Origin of the sequence: Fortiea sp. LEGE XX443 (assembly GCF_015206815.1) — a bacterium.
Taxonomy (GTDB): domain Bacteria; phylum Cyanobacteriota; class Cyanobacteriia; order Cyanobacteriales; family Nostocaceae; genus Nostoc_B.
Genome location: NZ_JADEXZ010000002.1, coordinates 20,714 through 36,475 on the forward strand (window position 1 = coordinate 20,714; position 15,762 = coordinate 36,475).

Consider the following 15,762-nt stretch of genomic DNA (forward strand, 5'->3'; position numbering starts at 1 on the left):
TAGGTTATTTTATTCAGTAACTGAAATTTTTTCTAATAAAGGGTAGATATAGCAGTGAAGGCTGGAAAAGAGAAGCTACCACTAGACCAGATTACTTTAGGAAATTGTAAATCATTGCTAAGTAACTTACCAGATGAGTGTGTAGACTTAATTGTGTCATCACCTCCATACAATCTAGGTAAAGAATATGAAGCGAAGCAAGCTCTCAATATTTATTTAGAAGAGCAAGCATCTATACTTCAGCAGTGCAGTAGAATTCTTAAAAAAACAGGCTCATTATTTTGGCAAGTTGGTGCTTTTGCTGACAAAGGTACAATTATTCCTCTTGATATTCGCTTCTTCCCAATTTTAGAGTCATGTGGTTTGATTCCGAAAAATAGAATCATTTGGGCTCGGCAACATGGTCTTCATGCTCAAAAGAAATTTTCATGTAGACATGAAACAATTCTTTGGTTTACTAAGACTAATGATTATATATTCAATTTGGATGCTATTAGAGTCCCACAAAAATATCAAAATAAAAAGCATTATCGAGGTGAGCGTAAAGGAGAACTTTCATGTAATCCAGCCGGAAAAAATCCAGGAGATATTTGGCTTTTCCGAAATGTAAAACATAATCATGAAGAGCAAACTATACATCCTTGTCAATTTCCAGAAGATTTGGTAACTAGGATTGTATTAGCGACAACTATAAAGGATGGTTTAGTTTTTGATCCATATATGGGAACGGGGACTGTAGCGATTGTTGCGAAGGAATATGGACGGCATTTTATGGGGACAGAAATAGACCCAAGATATCATCAAGTGGCTCTTAGACGGCTCAGTGGAGAACCTGATGAAAATGGCTGTTTTCCAAATCTAAAAACGCTACGTGATTATGTAGAGCGTACAGGTCAGCCAATTGAGAAATTTAGATTTGATATGCAAGTTGGAGAAAAACCATCAGAAAGAAGTAAAGCGAAAATATACCCAGAAGAATACCATTTACAAGAAATGCAAGAAAGATTGCTTTATGAAGAAGCTGCTTTTGCTGCTATTTTGCGAAATGAAAATATCCCTATAGATCCAAAATTAAATGGGAAAAATTCTTCAAAGAAAAATATTCATTTTCAAGCGGAAATTAGATTTCAAGACTAATATATCGTCTATTGTATAAGATGAATTTTGCAACGACTAGTTGCCAATTTACCAGAAATTAATTGACCCTGGCAACTAATTCTAGCCTGAACAATTCTAGAATATCTTTTTTCTTGATACACTGTGGATATAACTGATGTAATGGTGTCTGGTTGTTCAAACAATCCAATAAGTCTGATTGGCACATCGAAGACATGATTTTTAATCAAAGCTTCCAGTTGTTTAGCAGCCTGCTCATAGTAAAGAGTGCTGTTTGAAGCAGGAAACATCTGAGCTTTTGTAATAATAATTACCAGTTGTGTAGAGTACTTTGCAAACATAGTACCTGCTTTAAATAATAATTCAGAACGTAGTGTATTGTTTAATAAAAATGGATAGTTGGAAAACTGTATCTCAAGAATAATACCTGCTTTTACAAAATCGATTTCTTTTCCTAAAAACCTATATTCAGCAGGAATGACTATATTGTTCTGCCATTTTAGCTTAACTAAAGCATTTTTAATGTATTCGTTTGTTCCAACTGGGTCGAATATTAGCTTTCCTTGTCTTCCTCTCTGATCAGAAGGCTTAACATGCAATGGCATTAAGGCGAGTGTGTCACTTATTTCTTTCCACTCTAAACTATAGTTGTTACTAATAAGGCTATCAGCATTGTTGAAATCTAAAAACTGGATAATAATAATTATTTGTCCTCTTTTTCTTCAAGTAATTGATTGATAAAAGTTGCTGGTTCAATTTGAAGAGCTTCTGCTACTTCCAAAAACTCTATTAAATCTAAACGACGCTCGCCACGCTCATATTTGGAGACATATGATTGTGGGCGTGAAAGCTTCGCTGATAACTCAGATTGAGTAAGGTTAGCTAATTGGCGAGCTTGAACAAGCAATTTACGAAATAGATGATACTTTTCACTGAAAACAGATTTAGACACGCAAATTAATTTTCTCTTTGCGACAGCTTAGTTAGTTCTTATGGAAATTAAGTTTTGACTAATGTAATAAATTTTCGATTTATATACTAAAACCTAATCTGGGATAAACCCAAAATAGGTTTTATGTTTGTCATAATAAGCTGTCAAGTCTGATTCAACTGCTTGAAAGACCCATAATACAAATTGGCTCAACGCAAACAGCGAATGGCGACAAGCAAGCCTCTAGCTTTGTTCAGTGTTTCCTCGTATTCTTTTTCTGGGTCAGAGTCAGCTACCAAACCTGCACCAGCTTGAACACTGACTATATTGTCTCGCATTACCATTGTGCGGATAGCGATCGCACTATTTAATTGTCCTTCAAAATCGTAATAGCCATATACGCCAGAATAAACACCCCGGCGACTCGGTTCTAACTCGTTAATGATTTCCATCGCCCGAATTTTGGGTGCGCCGCTCACTGTACCGGCGGGAAAGCAAGCTTTAAGTAAATCCCAAGCGGTTTTGTTTGGTGCTAATTTACCCACCACATTACTAACTATGTGCATCACATGGGAGTAGCGTTCAACCACCATCAATTCATCAACTTTGACGCTACCGCTTTGACAAACCCGCCCCAAATCATTTCGTCCTAAGTCAACCAGCATGACGTGTTCGGCAATTTCCTTGGGGTCTTGCAATAAGTCTTCCGCTAAGGCTGCATCTTCTTTGGTTGTTTTACCGCGTGGACGTGTCCCAGCAATGGGGCGCACTGTGGCGACAATTCCCTCATCTGGGTCAAGTTCGGCTTTTACCATGACTTCTGGACTGGAACCGATAATTTGCCAATCCTGGAAGTGGAAATAAGCCATGTAAGGAGAAGGATTAATTTGCCGTAATGAACGGTACAGGGCAAAAGGATCACCAGTGTATTCTGTGGAGAGTCGCTGGGAAATAACCACTTGGAAAATGTCACCAGCTTTGATGTACTCTTTTGCCTTTTGGACGCTGGTGCAGAATTGGGCGCGGGTGAAGTTGCTGGTATATTCTACCTCGGCGCTCCCTGTTTTCTGATTGCCTGGGGGTGTCCATTCCAGAATAGTTTTTTGCGGTGAAAGTGGTAGAGATAACTTGCTGACCATATTGGTGACGCGATCGCCAGCTTTTTGATACGCTGACAGTAAGTCTACGTTGGGGTCACGCAAATCAGCATAAGCGATCGCCCAAATTTTCCGCTTCACCTGGTCAAAAATTAACAGTTGGTCTACCTGCATCCATAACCCATCTGGGATATTCCGCTCGTCCTGGGGATGCACTGGTACACGCGGTTCGATCCAGCGAATCAATTCATAGCCCCAAAAACCAAACAATCCTCCAATTCCTGGCGGTAGTTGCTGTAACTTGATTGGCTGATAAGGTTCCAAACATTGGGCTAAAGCTGTAAATGGATCGCCTGTAAACACCACTTGCGAACCGTCGCGGTGTGTCTGAGTTGTTCTATCTCCTCTGGCTTCCAACACCCACAGCGGATCACAACCTACAAAACTATAGCGTCCGATTTTTTCACCGCCTTCCACCGATTCCAGCAAAAAACTGTAAGGCTGACCCGCACAAACTTTATACCATGCAGAAACTGGTGTATCTAAATCTGCCACCCACTCTTGATACACCGGGACAAAGTTACCTTGCAAAGCTAGTTGAGAAAAATCAGAAAAATCGGGAAAAATCATAAACTGCTATGGAATTGGGAAGTGGGGACTGAGAAGGATAAAGCCTAAAGAATCAAGGCTAAAGCATGAAATTTCACACTTCAAACTTCATACTTCATACTTTTTTCTTACCCAGTCCCTTCATGTACCTATTTTTTAGGCATCGTGGGTTTGTTTACCACTGAACTTGAGTTGTGCTGGACTGGGGTTTTGTCCAATACTACGAGGTACGTGACGTACTTTCTCACGTCCTGGGTTAACTTTTTCAGGAAAGACACCATCAGCTGGGTGAATGAAGGTGGTTTCTCCGTTAGGTAAAATCCGGTAGATTTTGTAGTCTGTGATTTTGAACTTCCGGAGTTGACCGCCCAAAGCAATCCCGTATTCTTTACGAGCTATGTAAAGCAAGTTTTCGCCTTGGTTCATGGTAGCAGCGCCACCTGTGGGTAGTTCAAACACTTGCGCCTTGGGGCTAGTCCAAGTGATAGCGTACTTTTCTTCCTCTTTTGCTTTAGTGAGCAAGCCGCCAGTGCTACCGGCGAACAGTGGGGTTTTTCCAGAAAGTGTTTCTGCCATAAAGCATTCTCTCAAGGTTTTTAGGGCATCGTAACACCGCCATTACGATCATATTGCGATCGCGTCATAGTCTGTAACAGTTTTTAGTCTAAAGTCCAAAGTTATTAGTTCAAAGTCCACGAATTTGTCAAATTAACTATTAACCAGAAATAATTCCTACTATGTACCTAAACAGAATTAATTACACATAGTGTTTCCCTGTCACCTGTCACCTATAACCTGTCACCGGTTCCCTCTCTCTACGAATGAATTTAATTTTGCGCGACTACTTATGTAGCTGGCGATCGCACTCCATTTGACTACGCCTTGTGAGCTTCTGCATAAATCCTTAATGCCGCAGTCATTTTCTTTTCATAATCCTCACCCTGAGCTTGAAACCAAGCCAGTGTGTTGGGATCTACTTGAACAAGAACATTTAATGGGTTTACGGGTTTCCACCATCGTGACTTATTGAAAAACTCCTCAGTCAACGGCGGAATATCAGAGGTGTCTATTTCTTCTTCCGTGAGTGAGTCAATCTTCTCCCAATTCGTCTCTGAGGTACTGTTCATATCGTTTTCGTTCATAAGGCAGAGCTTTGCGAAGTGAAATAATACGAATTGTTTGCTCGTCTAGTTCTGTAAAGACTACAACTACCACACGTCCATCAAGTATCCCAATTCCGATCCATCGATCTTCTCCGTAGTCTTGCCGTTCATCAAGGGAAATACGGAGAGGTAGTGTGAACACTCTAGATGCGTCTGCAAAGTCAAGATTATGCTTTGCGATATTTGCTTGGTTCTTTTGCTGATCCCACTCAAATTTCATGTCTTGATTTTAGCGGATTCCCATTCCGTGCCTCAAGAACTGCCTCTCTAAACTCAAAGCCCCACCCACCAAAGCTTCATTGCACTTCTGGAGGTTAGGTGAAGGCGCGTAAGAGATATTCGTAACAATATAGTCAATCTATAATTGCGCCGTAACCCAAAACCAAATCATCATGTTTTTAAAGAATTATTTCCGTATGTGAAAAGATATTATCCGAAAAAGCATAACAGACAGAACTTTTCCGTATATTAAGATTTAAAGAATATTGACTATTGACTATTTACCCTTAGCCTTTGTATGCTTCTCTTCCTGGCTACCCAGAACAATGGGAATGGTGAAATGAAACTGACTACCTTGGTCTTTGCCTATTGACTCTGCCCAAATTTTCCCACCCCACCCGTTGACAATTTGACGACAAATTGCTAATCCTAGCCCCGTGCCACCTGCGGTACGCCGTAGCGCTCCCTCTTCTTGATAGAAGCGGTCAAACACCACTTCCAGACGATTGGGTTCGATACCGCGTCCAGTATCAGCCACGGTGACTTCGACCATCTGAGTGTCATCGTGAATGGCTTGAATAGAAATTTCCCCCTCTGATGGCGTAAATTTGCAAGCGTTATCTATAAGTTTTGCCAATACTTCCACCAGCCAATCACCATCTGCTCTAATCAAAGGCAGGTTTTCGGCAATTTGTGTCTTGATTTTGGGTGGATCATCCATTGTGGGGCGGGTACGAATGCGGCTGAGTGCTAAATCCACACATTCCTGCAAGGTGAGTGATTCTGGATGCCATTCCACACGACCACTTTCGAGGTTAGAAAGGGTGAGAAAATCTTGGACTAGTTTCCGCATCCGTTCAGAATCGGTAAGGGCGGTGTTCAACATAATCTGCTGTAATTCCAGAGGCATATCAGGCTCACTGGCGAGGCTTTCTAAGCATACTTGAATGGTAGATAAGGGGGTACGCAGTTCATGCCCTGTGATGGCTATCAAATTGCTGCGAGTGCGATCGAGGGCTTCTAGCTGCTGGTTGAGTTCTTCTAAGTTGGCGTAAGCTTCTGCTTGAATCAGGGCGGCTCCGATTTGGGTGGCGATCGCTTTTACCAAATCAAATTCCCCTGGTTGCCACTGGTGGGGTGGTAAGCTGCAATAGTGTAATTCGATAACGCCTAGCTGTCGTCCCTGAGATAACACTGGTTCCATCAACCAAGAATGAATACTAAATTTTTTGGCGATTAAGGACAGTGTTGCTGAACTACTGATTCGCAAGTCGTTCAGTGTATCCGCCACGCAAACACCTTCGCCTTGCTGCACAACTTCCTGAAATAAAAGATTATTATCTAAATCCCAGGTTTGTCCGTACACAGATAAAACACCAGGAGTTAAAAACTCGTGTTCAATTATGGCCTGTGCTTCTGTCGCTTGAGCGCGGTAAATTAAACAACGATTAGCCCCTAAGTGTTGCCCTAGTTCTTGGGCGGCGATTTGCAAAACTTCATGGGGATCGAGCGATCGCCGAATAGCTGTACTAATAGAGTTGACTAAGCGTTCTTTTCGTGCTTGGGCAATAATTGAGCGATAGGCTTTGTGCAATTTATACTGACTAGCTTGCAAATAAGTCACCAATCGCTGCACAAATGGGTCTGTATCAATATCGCAAGCAAATTCGGTTTGTCCGATTTGAGAGTAAGTTCTTGGCTCCCCAATGCCAAACCGTTGACGTGCCTCCTTCATTTTGCTGGCTAGGTCTGGTCTATAAACTAAAATCCTGTCTAATAGCAATTGTGCTGCTTTGATGCTAACTCCCCGCTCCGATGTCCAAATGCCCTCAAACCTACGTGCTGTGTCTATGTCAAGACTAGAGCTAAATTCTGGTACTTGCTGATTTTTGGCAATGGAGCCGAGGCTTTCCCGACACACCAAGCAAGTAGCATAGTTATCAGCAATTACCACTAAGTGCCACTCTTGAGTTAAAGCATCATCTGCTTCAAAGGCAACTTTTTCATAGTATTCCGAGCTGTTGGCAAAGTCCGTTTCCGGTGCAGATAAGACGTATATTTGATTACTGCATTGCGCCAGCCTTTGATAGCGATGGGCTTCTTGGCGATAAAATCGCTCTCGTTGAAAGGTCGCAATTATCAAGGGCTTATCTAAAGTCGCCGCCAAAACCTGATCTTCCATCGCGTGGGAGAGGGCGGTTAGTGAAGCTTTGAAGTATAGCTGGGGACGGAGGTAAGGGATGGACTGTAGCAGATCACTCAGCACGGAAGTCGAAATGCTCATGAATATTCTTTAAGGAGCCACTTTCACAGAAAAGATCCACGTCACAGCTGCATTGTACAAATTACAACGGACTCTCAAGCTAGGTAAACAGTTGCATTATGTAAAGAATCCTAAACTGCACTGTTACAAGGCAGTTGCAGTGATTTGCTTCCACTCAATGCTGCTAAAAGTCAAAATACTGTATGTTCAACTTTTAGTCTTCAGATGGCAAGTTACTCTGCCCAAATGCACGAGGAGGAGTGCCTGTAAGTTTCTTTACAAATGTCTTAGCCTAGAGTTGAAAATAGACCAAGAACGGCAATAAATACCGTTTGCACCTTAGCATAGAAGGGCGTACACGTGGCGTAGCCATTCGCAACAGATGCTGTGGTCTTAACCTAAATGTAGTTGTTTAACATCGGGACGTTTTAAATAATAAGCTACTAAGCTCAATATACATTCTCGGTCAGTTCGGCTATTGAGTTAAGCAAAAGTTTATTTACGTAGCTTTATTTTGAAAATAGAAGATAAAACTAGTAAAGGCAGAGTATATACCAGGGTTGATGTAATCTTAAGTGAAAATCCTCTATTATCAGCCTTGACTTTAAACTTAAACAATATAAATTTATAAAGATTTGTTATGTAAATTTTGTCAAACAAGTTTTCCATAACGTCTTTTTTACAGTTCTGAGCAGTATTCTTTTGTTTAGACTTTACTGCTGTTGAACCCATCAAAGTTACTAAGACTACGACAACATAGCCCTGTACACGGAACTTTGGCTGATGACACCGGATTTGCTAATCACCCAAGAAAAAATTTCTTTGGACGGAAAGACTTTTATCCCAGCAGAACAACTTCCTATCCCAGAATGGCCTTGTGTTGTAAGTGAAAGACCACAACCAACCCTGACGGTTAAAGATGATGATTTATTCCTCGTCACAGATACAATGGGGAACATTTCAGGCTGTTCCCTGAATGATGGCAACCCCAGTATGGGATTGTTTTGTTGTGATACGCGATTTCTTAACCGTCTGGAACTGCAAATTGAAGGGCGATCGCCTATACTCCTGGGCAGCACGGCGGAAAAAGGATTTTCCCTGACAGTTTTGTGTACTAATCCCAGAATCGACGAAGGACTCAAAGCCGATAATGTGGGCATTCGCCGAGAAATCGTCCTCAATGGCGCACTATTTGAAGAAATAGAAGTATCAAACTACAGTACAAGCACTGTCAGTTTTGAACTCAGTATTAGCTTTGATGCAGATTTTGTTGATTTGTTTGAAGTGCGAGGCTATGGTCGAGATCAACGAGGTAAGCTTTTACGCCAAGTAGAACCTACCCATGAAGAAGGTACAGTCTTAAGTGGCGATCGCACCGGGTCTTTTCAAACTCAGCAACCGATACACAAAGAAGAATTCTTGACATTGGCTTATCAAGGTCTAGATGGCTTGGTGATGGAATCTCGTATCCAATTTCAGCATCGCCTACCAGACTACTTCAAAGGTTACACAGCGGTGTGGAAGCTAGAGTTAGCATCTCATGAAACCCAAAAGCTGGGCTACCGCATCAATTTGTTAACTAACAACACCTCTAGTTCTACCGTCAGTGCAGCTTTTACCTTAGGACAGGCCAAAGCCGCAGAATTGATGGAAGAACAACATTGGGTGCAACAAATTACCCGCATTAGCTCAGACAAAAGTTTATTCAACCGTGTAATCGATCGCGCCGAGCAAGATTTGTATTTGTTGCGCCAGTCTTTCGGTAAGTACAAGACTGTTTCCGCTGGCGTACCTTGGTTTTCAGCACTGTTTGGGCGAGATTCTCTAATTACGGCTTCCCAAACCTTGATGTTAAACCCCCAAATTGCCAAAGAAACTTTGATGTTGCTGGCAGCATACCAGGGTAAAACTGAGGATGATTGGCGGGAAGAAGAATTAGGTAAGATTCTGCACGAGTTACGCTTGGGGGAAATGGCTCGTTGTCAAGAAATTCCCCATACACCTTACTACGGCACAGTTGATGCTACGCCTCTGTGGTTGATGTTGTATGCAGAATACTACGCTTGGACTCACGACCAAGAAACTGTAGAACAGCTTTGGCCACATGCTTTAGCCGCAATGGAGTGGATTGATCGCAATCTTCAAGAAACAGGCTATCTTACCTATTCCCGTAGATCCAAGCGCGGTTTGGCTAACCAAGGCTGGAAAGATTCAGGGGACTGTATTGTTGACCGGAAGGGAGATTTAGCTAACGGCCACATTGCCTTATGTGAAGTGCAAGCTTATGTTTACGCAGCCAAGATGCGCCTGTCCGAATTTGCCAAAATGAAAAAGCGCCTGGATTTAGCAGACCGTTGGCAAGAAGAAGCCAGAAATCTCAAGGTGCGTTTCAATCGAGATTTTTGGATGGAAGACCAAGATTTCTGCGCCTTAGCTTTAGATGGCGATGGCAAACAGGTGGATAGTATTACATCTAACCCTGGCCATTGTTTACACTTAGGCATTTTTACCCCCGAAAGAGCCTACAGTGTGGCAGAAAGGTTACGCGCACCAGATATGTTTAATGGTTGGGGTATTCGGACTTTGAGCAGTTTGTCTCCTGCTTATAATCCGATGGGTTATCATATTGGCTCAGTGTGGCCTCATGATAATTCTATAATTGCGATGGGTTTGCGATCGCTCGGTTTAGTCGATCAAGCCTTGGAACTTTTTCAAGGTTTATTCGACATGACGAGTACACAGCCTTACCAACGTCCTCCAGAACTTTTGTGCGGCTACGAACGTAATGGTGATCATGCTCCCATACAGTATCCAGTCGCTTGTACACCGCAGGCTTGGGCGACTGGTAGTGTCTTCCAACTGCTGCAAATGATCGTCAATTTAGTGCCTGACGCTCAAAATAACTGCTTACGAATTATCGACCCCGCTTTACCAGAGTCGATTAATCATCTGTCATTTCATAATTTGCGAGTTGGCCCGACTATCCTAGATTTGGAATTCGAGCGTTCTGGTAGTACTACTGCTTGTCGCGTAGCTAAAAAACGTGGCAATCTCCGGGTAGTTATCGAAGCGTAATCTTCAAAGATGAAGTATCAATGATGAAGTATAAAGTCTCGAAAAAGAAAGATTTTATACTTCATCTTCTAGAACTCCTGATTTTCGCTCTTTTGTCCTGGAGAAGCTTCATAAAGAGCATCTAGCTGTTGCCGAGCATCTTCAACGTTGATAGAACGCATGACCAAAAGTGGTTCTTTAATTAAATTACCTGCGCTATCCAATAATTCAGGATGGGGTGCAAACTGATTTTTAGACGCAAAATAACCTTGATTACCCATTGCGGAAGATTTAACTGGATAATTTCGCTCTCGGTCAAAACTAAACATGACTAGATTGCGAATTAAATTGGCGACAGCAATACAAGCAAGAATCGTAAAAGCAAGAATGTAAAGTAGGTGCAACATAGGGGTTTCCTCAAGAGGTAGCAAGTTTAAAAAGCTTATAATGAAAAACTTCGCTGATTTTTTGAATTACAGCGGGTGTAAATGTTTAACGCACTTTTGGTACGCCTTTATTATTTATGTGGTGAAATTTGTCAACTGTTATTCAATTTACGGTAGCATAGGATACATTATTTGTTAATAAAAAATTTATTAAGTATTTTATAGTATCTATGCAATTGATATCATGTATCACGGGTCTTAACTAGTAGCTACACCTTAATTTTCTTGTGCTTGCCGGAAGTGCATAGCCACATTCCAACACTCTGTCACCAATTGATGCCAAGGCATTAAAGTTGTCATATCAATTCCGACTTGTTTATCAGTGGCTGTAAACAGCATTTTTGTCGTGTTCACTTCTGCTTGTGCTTGCTTGACTCGTAATAGCAGATCAGATTGTTCTTGATGACTCATAAATGAGAGTTGCTCTGTTTCCAAAAAATTACGCGATCGCGCAAACCAATATTGGAAGTCTTCTAACAAAGGCTCTAAAACAGTTTTTAGCAACTCAGTCCCTGGTAAATTTGAGTCTTGCATAGATATGAAGGATACTTCTATTTCTCTCATTAATATTAACGTTTTTTACAAAACTTAATATTATTATATGCTATGTCTACAGAAAGATTTCCAAAAAATCTGTCATAATCATTACAAAAATTAACTTTTTTTCTAAACAGAACACATTTTTTTAGCCATAGCTATGATATGTAGAGTGAAGACTTGCTGCAACTGATTTCATGAAATTGCTCTACATGGAATGATGAAGCGATCGCATAGAGAATGCTAGAGTTCATCCAGTACAGCTAAAAGTCTGTCAAGCTGAAAGATAACCCTATGTTATATTTGGGTAGGTTTTCAGGATTTTAACTAATAAATTACCTTTTGCAATCACTTCGCCAATGGTTCAGCAGCCGATGTCGCCTAATCAAGATCCGCACAACGCAGAACAACCAGCAAAAATATATTTACCCCGTACCAGCGAATCAGAAACATTAAAAAAGATTCGTCACACAACATCCCATGTGATGGCAATGGCAGTGCAGAAGCTGTTTCCCAAGGCGCAAGTTACAATCGGCCCCTGGATAGAAAATGGATTTTATTACGACTTTGATAGTCCAGAGCCATTTACTGACAAAGACATCAAAACCATCCAAAAAGAGATGGTTAAGATTATCAATCGCAAATTGCCAGTCAATCGAGAAGAAGTCAGCCGGGAAGAAGCCGAACGCCGCATCAAAGAAATCAACGAACCTTATAAATTAGAAATTCTGGCGGATCTGAAAGAACCAATCACCATTTATCACCTAGGGAACGAATGGTGGGACTTGTGCGCCGGCCCCCATGTCGAAAACACCAAGGATTTGAACCCTAAAGCCATCGATTTAGAAAGCGTTGCGGGTGCTTATTGGCGTGGGGATGAAACCAAAGCGCAATTGCAGCGGATTTATGGTACTGCTTGGGAAACTCCAGAACAACTAGCTGAGTACAAACGCCGCAAAGAAGAAGCACTGCGCCGAGATCATCGCAAACTTGGTAAGGAACTCGGATTATTTATCTTTTCCGATCAAGTGGGGCCGGGTTTGCCGTTGTGGACACCTAAAGGTACTTTGTTGCGGAGTATTTTAGAAGACTTCCTGAAGCAGGAACAGCTAAAGCGCGGCTATTTACCTGTGGTAACTCCCCACATTGCCAGAGTGGATTTATTTAAAACTTCTGGACACTGGCAAAAGTATAAAGAAGATATGTTTCCCTTAATGGCAGAGGATGAAGCCGCAGCTTTACTTGAGCAAGGCTTTGTCCTCAAGCCGATGAATTGCCCCTTTCACATCCAAATATATAAGAGCGAGTTGCGTTCTTATCGGGAATTACCGATGCGCTTGGCAGAGTTCGGCACTGTTTACCGCTACGAACAATCAGGGGAATTAGGCGGTTTAACTAGGGTGCGCGGCTTTACTGTGGATGACTCCCACTTATTTGTTACCCCAGAACAGTTAGACAACGAATTCCTCAACGTAGTCGATTTGATTTTGTCGGTGTTCAAGAGTCTGCAATTAAAGAACTTCAAAGCTAGACTTAGTTTTCGTGACCCTGCTAGTGATAAATATATCGGTTCTGATGAAGCTTGGGAAAAAGCTCAAGGTGCAATTCGCCGCGCCGTAGAACAGCTGGGAATGGATCACTTTGAAGGTATTGGGGAAGCAGCTTTTTACGGGCCAAAACTCGACTTTATCTTCCAAGACGCTTTGGAAAGAGAATGGCAATTAGGAACCGTGCAAGTTGATTACAACTTACCAGAACGTTTTGATTTAGAGTATGTCGCTGAAGATGGTTCGCGCAAGCGTCCGGTAATGATTCACCGCGCACCTTTCGGTTCTTTAGAACGGCTGATTGGGATATTAATTGAAGAATATGCAGGTGATTTCCCCTTGTGGTTAGCACCTGTGCAGATTCGATTGCTATCTGTGAGTGATGCACAACTAGATTTTGCTAAAAATGTCGTAGCGAAAATGCTGATGTTGGGTATCCGTGCGGAAGTTGACACCAGTGGCGATCGCTTGGGTAAATTAATCCGCAACGCCGAGAAAGACAAAATACCCGTAATGGCAGTGGTAGGCGCGAAGGAAGTTGAAACCAACTCCTTAAGCATCCGTACCCGCGCTTCTGGGGAATTAGGCGCAATTTCTGTGGATGAAGTGGTAGAGAAGATGAAGAGTGCGATCGCAAATTTCGATAACTTCTAGCAATTACTTGGCTGGGTGATGATACCCAGCCGAAAAACTAATATTAACTAATCATTCAGCTAATTAGACATCTTCGGGGCGGGAACAGGGAACAGAAGAGGAAACCTGCCATCACAATACTTCCAAACGGAAAAATAATTGCTTGACATTAACATCAATGTCAAGGTTTAGCGTGAGAGAAGTTGTCAATGATTTCACTCTCATGCTCTACTCACAGCATTTAACAAAATTCACTAAAGAACACGCAGATATCTTAGCAGCCTTGGTATGTGGACTGTTGTTATTTTTCGGATGGTTCGCCTTGCATCTGGGTTGGTTGGGTTGGGCGATGCTGTTGTTAAGTGCTGCTTATGTAATTGGTGGTTACGAAAGCGCCCGTGAGGGACTGACTACCTTAATTAAAGAGAGAGAACTAGATGTAGACTTGCTGATGATTGTGGCGGCTATTGGTGCAGCTGGCTTGGGTTTATGGCGCAGAGAATATCACTTAATTATTGATGGGGCAATTTTAATTCTCATCTTTGCTATTAGCGGTGCATTAGAAGGCTACGCTATGGGGCGCACTGAGAGAAGTATCCGCAGTTTGATGAGTTTGACACCGGATACAGCCAGAGTTTTGCATCAAGGACAGGAACAGATGCTACCCATCACTCAGCTAAAGGTGGGGGATGAAATTGTTGTCAAACCTGGAGAATTAATTCCTACTGATGGCATAATTTTGTCTGGTTACAGCACCATCAATCAAGCAGCGATTACCGGGGAATCTTTACCTGTAGAGAAAACAGTTGGTGAGGAGGTTTTTGCTGGAACACTCAACGGTTACGGGGCGCTGAAGTTGAAAGTACACAAGCCAGCTGCTAGTAATTTGATTCAGCGAGTGATTCGGTTGGTGGAAGAAGCCCAAGAATCAGCGCCACCTTCCCAAGAGTTTATTGCCAAATTTGAACGGGGATATGCCAGGGTAATTGTTGTATCTGGAATATTACTGGTAATTTTACCGCCGTTTATTTGGGGTTGGGATTGGGACACGACTATTTATCGCGCCTTAACTTTTTTAGTGGTGGCTTCTCCTTGTGCGTTGATGGCTGCAATTATGCCAACATTGCTGTCAGGAATTGCCAATGGGGCGCGACAGGGGATTTTGTTCAAAAATGGGGCGCAGTTAGAGAAGATGGGCAAAGTCCGGGCGATCGCTTTTGATAAAACTGGTACTTTAACTACAGGACAGGTGCAAGTATCTCAAGTAATTTCTGCTGATGAATATACACAAGCAGATGTATTAAAAGCAGCAGCAGCTTTAGAATCATTTTCTGAGCATCCCATTGCTAAAGCCATTGTCCAGAAGGCTGATGATTTAAATTGGGTGCGTGGTGTTGATGTCCAAGCTATACCAGGGCAAGGTATTGTGGGGATAGTCAACAACCAAAAAGTTACGTTAGGAAATGCCGCTTTTGTTCAGCAGTATGTTGCCCAGTTACCGCAAAAATTACAAGATTTGGCTCATTCTCTGGAATATGAGGGAAAAACTGTTGTTTGGGTTGCCCAAGACCAGAAAGTAATGGGTGCGATCGCAATTACAGATATGATCAGACCAGAAGCCGCCGCCACCATTCGCCGTCTGCGTCAGCTGGGAGTAGAACAGATTGTCATGATGACGGGAGATAATGAGCGTACAGCCCAAAGTGTCGCCCAAGCGATCGGCATCACTCAGGTATACGCAGAACTTTTACCAGAAGATAAGCTAAATCTCATCCGCAGTTTACAAAAACAGTATCAAACTGTGGCGATGGTAGGCGATGGAATCAACGATGCACCTGCTTTAGCCCAAGCATCCGTGGGTATAGCGATGGGCGGTGCAGGTAGTGATGTCGCTTTAGAAACGGCAGATATTGTATTGATAGCAGACAAATTAGAAAAAATTGTGGTAGCAATGCAATTAGGCAGGCGATCGCAATTTGTAGTAAAACAAAACATAGCCTTTGCTCTTACATCAATTATTTTGCTGATGCTGGGTAACTTTTTGGGGAATATTAACTTACCTATTGGTGTAATTGGGCATGAAGGTTCTACAGTATTAGTCACCCTTAACGGTTTGCGATTGCTGAGATAATCTTTTTCCTGTAATG

13 protein-coding genes are annotated in these 15,762 nt (G+C 42.2%); 4 read left to right on the plus strand and 9 right to left on the minus strand.

The window, feature by feature from the left end:
- Positions 1 to 54: 54 nt before the first annotated feature.
- Positions 55 to 1,137, plus strand: coding sequence for a site-specific DNA-methyltransferase (locus tag IQ259_RS01135; protein ID WP_193879588.1), 1,083 nt, complete (start codon positions 55 to 57; stop codon positions 1,135 to 1,137).
- Between the two features lie 8 nt (positions 1,138 to 1,145).
- Here IQ259_RS01135 and IQ259_RS01140 read toward each other — a convergent pair whose 3' ends face one another.
- The 7 genes from IQ259_RS01140 to IQ259_RS01170 form a co-directional block, all read right to left on the minus strand.
- On the minus strand, positions 1,146 to 1,721 hold the full coding sequence (locus tag IQ259_RS01140; protein WP_228014278.1) for a restriction endonuclease: 576 nt from the start codon (positions 1,719 to 1,721) through the stop codon (positions 1,146 to 1,148).
- Between the two features lie 98 nt (positions 1,722 to 1,819).
- Positions 1,820 to 2,068 carry a helix-turn-helix transcriptional regulator gene (locus IQ259_RS01145; protein ID WP_193879591.1) on the minus strand — a complete coding sequence of 83 codons (249 nt, stop codon included), beginning with the start codon at positions 2,066 to 2,068 and terminating at the stop codon, positions 1,820 to 1,822.
- 188 nt (positions 2,069 to 2,256) lie between these two features.
- A complete protein-coding gene (gene trpE / locus IQ259_RS01150; protein ID WP_193879593.1) occupies positions 2,257 to 3,774 on the minus strand; it encodes an anthranilate synthase component I in 1,518 nt (505 codons plus the stop codon).
- 135 nt (positions 3,775 to 3,909) lie between these two features.
- Positions 3,910 to 4,329: a photosystem I reaction center subunit II PsaD gene (locus IQ259_RS01155; RefSeq protein ID WP_193879596.1), complete on the minus strand. Its 420-nt coding sequence runs from the start codon at positions 4,327 to 4,329 to the stop codon at positions 3,910 to 3,912.
- Between the two features lie 299 nt (positions 4,330 to 4,628).
- Positions 4,629 to 4,880, minus strand: coding sequence for a BrnA antitoxin family protein (locus IQ259_RS01160; RefSeq protein ID WP_228014279.1), 252 nt, complete (start codon positions 4,878 to 4,880; stop codon positions 4,629 to 4,631).
- Complete coding sequence (locus IQ259_RS01165; RefSeq protein ID WP_193879603.1) at positions 4,843 to 5,136, minus strand: BrnT family toxin; 294 nt, start codon at positions 5,134 to 5,136, stop codon at positions 4,843 to 4,845. Before IQ259_RS01165 ends, IQ259_RS01160 begins: the two co-directional genes overlap by 38 nt.
- A 276-nt stretch (positions 5,137 to 5,412) precedes the next feature.
- Positions 5,413 to 7,419: a DICT sensory domain-containing protein gene (locus IQ259_RS01170; protein ID WP_193879619.1), complete on the minus strand. Its 2,007-nt coding sequence runs from the start codon at positions 7,417 to 7,419 to the stop codon at positions 5,413 to 5,415.
- A gap of 762 nt (positions 7,420 to 8,181) precedes the next feature.
- Here IQ259_RS01170 and IQ259_RS01175 point away from each other — a divergent pair.
- The gene (locus IQ259_RS01175; RefSeq protein WP_193879621.1) at positions 8,182 to 10,473 is read left to right on the plus strand and encodes an amylo-alpha-1,6-glucosidase; all 2,292 of its coding nucleotides are present in this window, start codon (positions 8,182 to 8,184) and stop codon (positions 10,471 to 10,473) included.
- A gap of 68 nt (positions 10,474 to 10,541) precedes the next feature.
- Here IQ259_RS01175 and IQ259_RS01180 read toward each other — a convergent pair whose 3' ends face one another.
- On the minus strand, positions 10,542 to 10,859 hold the full coding sequence (locus IQ259_RS01180; protein WP_193879624.1) for a DUF2973 domain-containing protein: 318 nt from the start codon (positions 10,857 to 10,859) through the stop codon (positions 10,542 to 10,544).
- Positions 10,860 to 11,114: 255 nt separating this feature from the next.
- A complete protein-coding gene (locus IQ259_RS01185) occupies positions 11,115 to 11,432 on the minus strand; it encodes a DUF2605 domain-containing protein (RefSeq protein ID WP_193879627.1) in 318 nt (105 codons plus the stop codon).
- A gap of 362 nt (positions 11,433 to 11,794) precedes the next feature.
- Here IQ259_RS01185 and thrS point away from each other — a divergent pair, with 362 nt between their 5' ends.
- Together thrS and IQ259_RS01195 are read left to right on the plus strand one after the other, a co-directional pair.
- Positions 11,795 to 13,636 (plus strand): threonine--tRNA ligase, encoded by a 1,842-nt coding sequence (gene thrS, locus IQ259_RS01190; RefSeq protein ID WP_193879630.1) that lies wholly within the window; start codon positions 11,795 to 11,797, stop codon positions 13,634 to 13,636.
- 202 nt (positions 13,637 to 13,838) lie between these two features.
- Positions 13,839 to 15,746 carry a heavy metal translocating P-type ATPase gene (locus IQ259_RS01195; protein WP_193880079.1) on the plus strand — a complete coding sequence of 636 codons (1,908 nt, stop codon included), beginning with the start codon at positions 13,839 to 13,841 and terminating at the stop codon, positions 15,744 to 15,746.
- The last annotated feature ends 16 nt before the right edge of the window (positions 15,747 to 15,762 follow it).

Bases quoted from the DNA above. Each gene is read 5' to 3' on its own strand.
- IQ259_RS01140 (WP_228014278.1), bottom strand. From the start codon at position 1,721: ATGCCATTGCATGTTAAGCCTTCTGATCAGAGAGGAAGACAAGGAAAG.
- trpE (WP_193879593.1), bottom strand. From the start codon at position 3,774: ATGATTTTTCCCGATTTTTCTGATTTTTCTCAACTAGCTTTGCAAGGT.
- IQ259_RS01155 (WP_193879596.1), bottom strand. From the start codon at position 4,329: ATGGCAGAAACACTTTCTGGAAAAACCCCACTGTTCGCCGGTAGCACT.
- IQ259_RS01160 (WP_228014279.1), bottom strand. From the start codon at position 4,880: ATGAACAGTACCTCAGAGACGAATTGGGAGAAGATTGACTCACTCACG.
- IQ259_RS01165 (WP_193879603.1), bottom strand. From the start codon at position 5,136: ATGAAATTTGAGTGGGATCAGCAAAAGAACCAAGCAAATATCGCAAAG.
- IQ259_RS01170 (WP_193879619.1), bottom strand. From the start codon at position 7,419: ATGAGCATTTCGACTTCCGTGCTGAGTGATCTGCTACAGTCCATCCCT.
- IQ259_RS01175 (WP_193879621.1), top strand. From the start codon at position 8,182: ATGACACCGGATTTGCTAATCACCCAAGAAAAAATTTCTTTGGACGGA.
- IQ259_RS01180 (WP_193879624.1), bottom strand. From the start codon at position 10,859: ATGTTGCACCTACTTTACATTCTTGCTTTTACGATTCTTGCTTGTATT.
- IQ259_RS01185 (WP_193879627.1), bottom strand. From the start codon at position 11,432: ATGCAAGACTCAAATTTACCAGGGACTGAGTTGCTAAAAACTGTTTTA.
- thrS (WP_193879630.1), top strand. From the start codon at position 11,795: ATGGTTCAGCAGCCGATGTCGCCTAATCAAGATCCGCACAACGCAGAA.
- IQ259_RS01195 (WP_193880079.1), top strand. From the start codon at position 13,839: ATGCTCTACTCACAGCATTTAACAAAATTCACTAAAGAACACGCAGAT.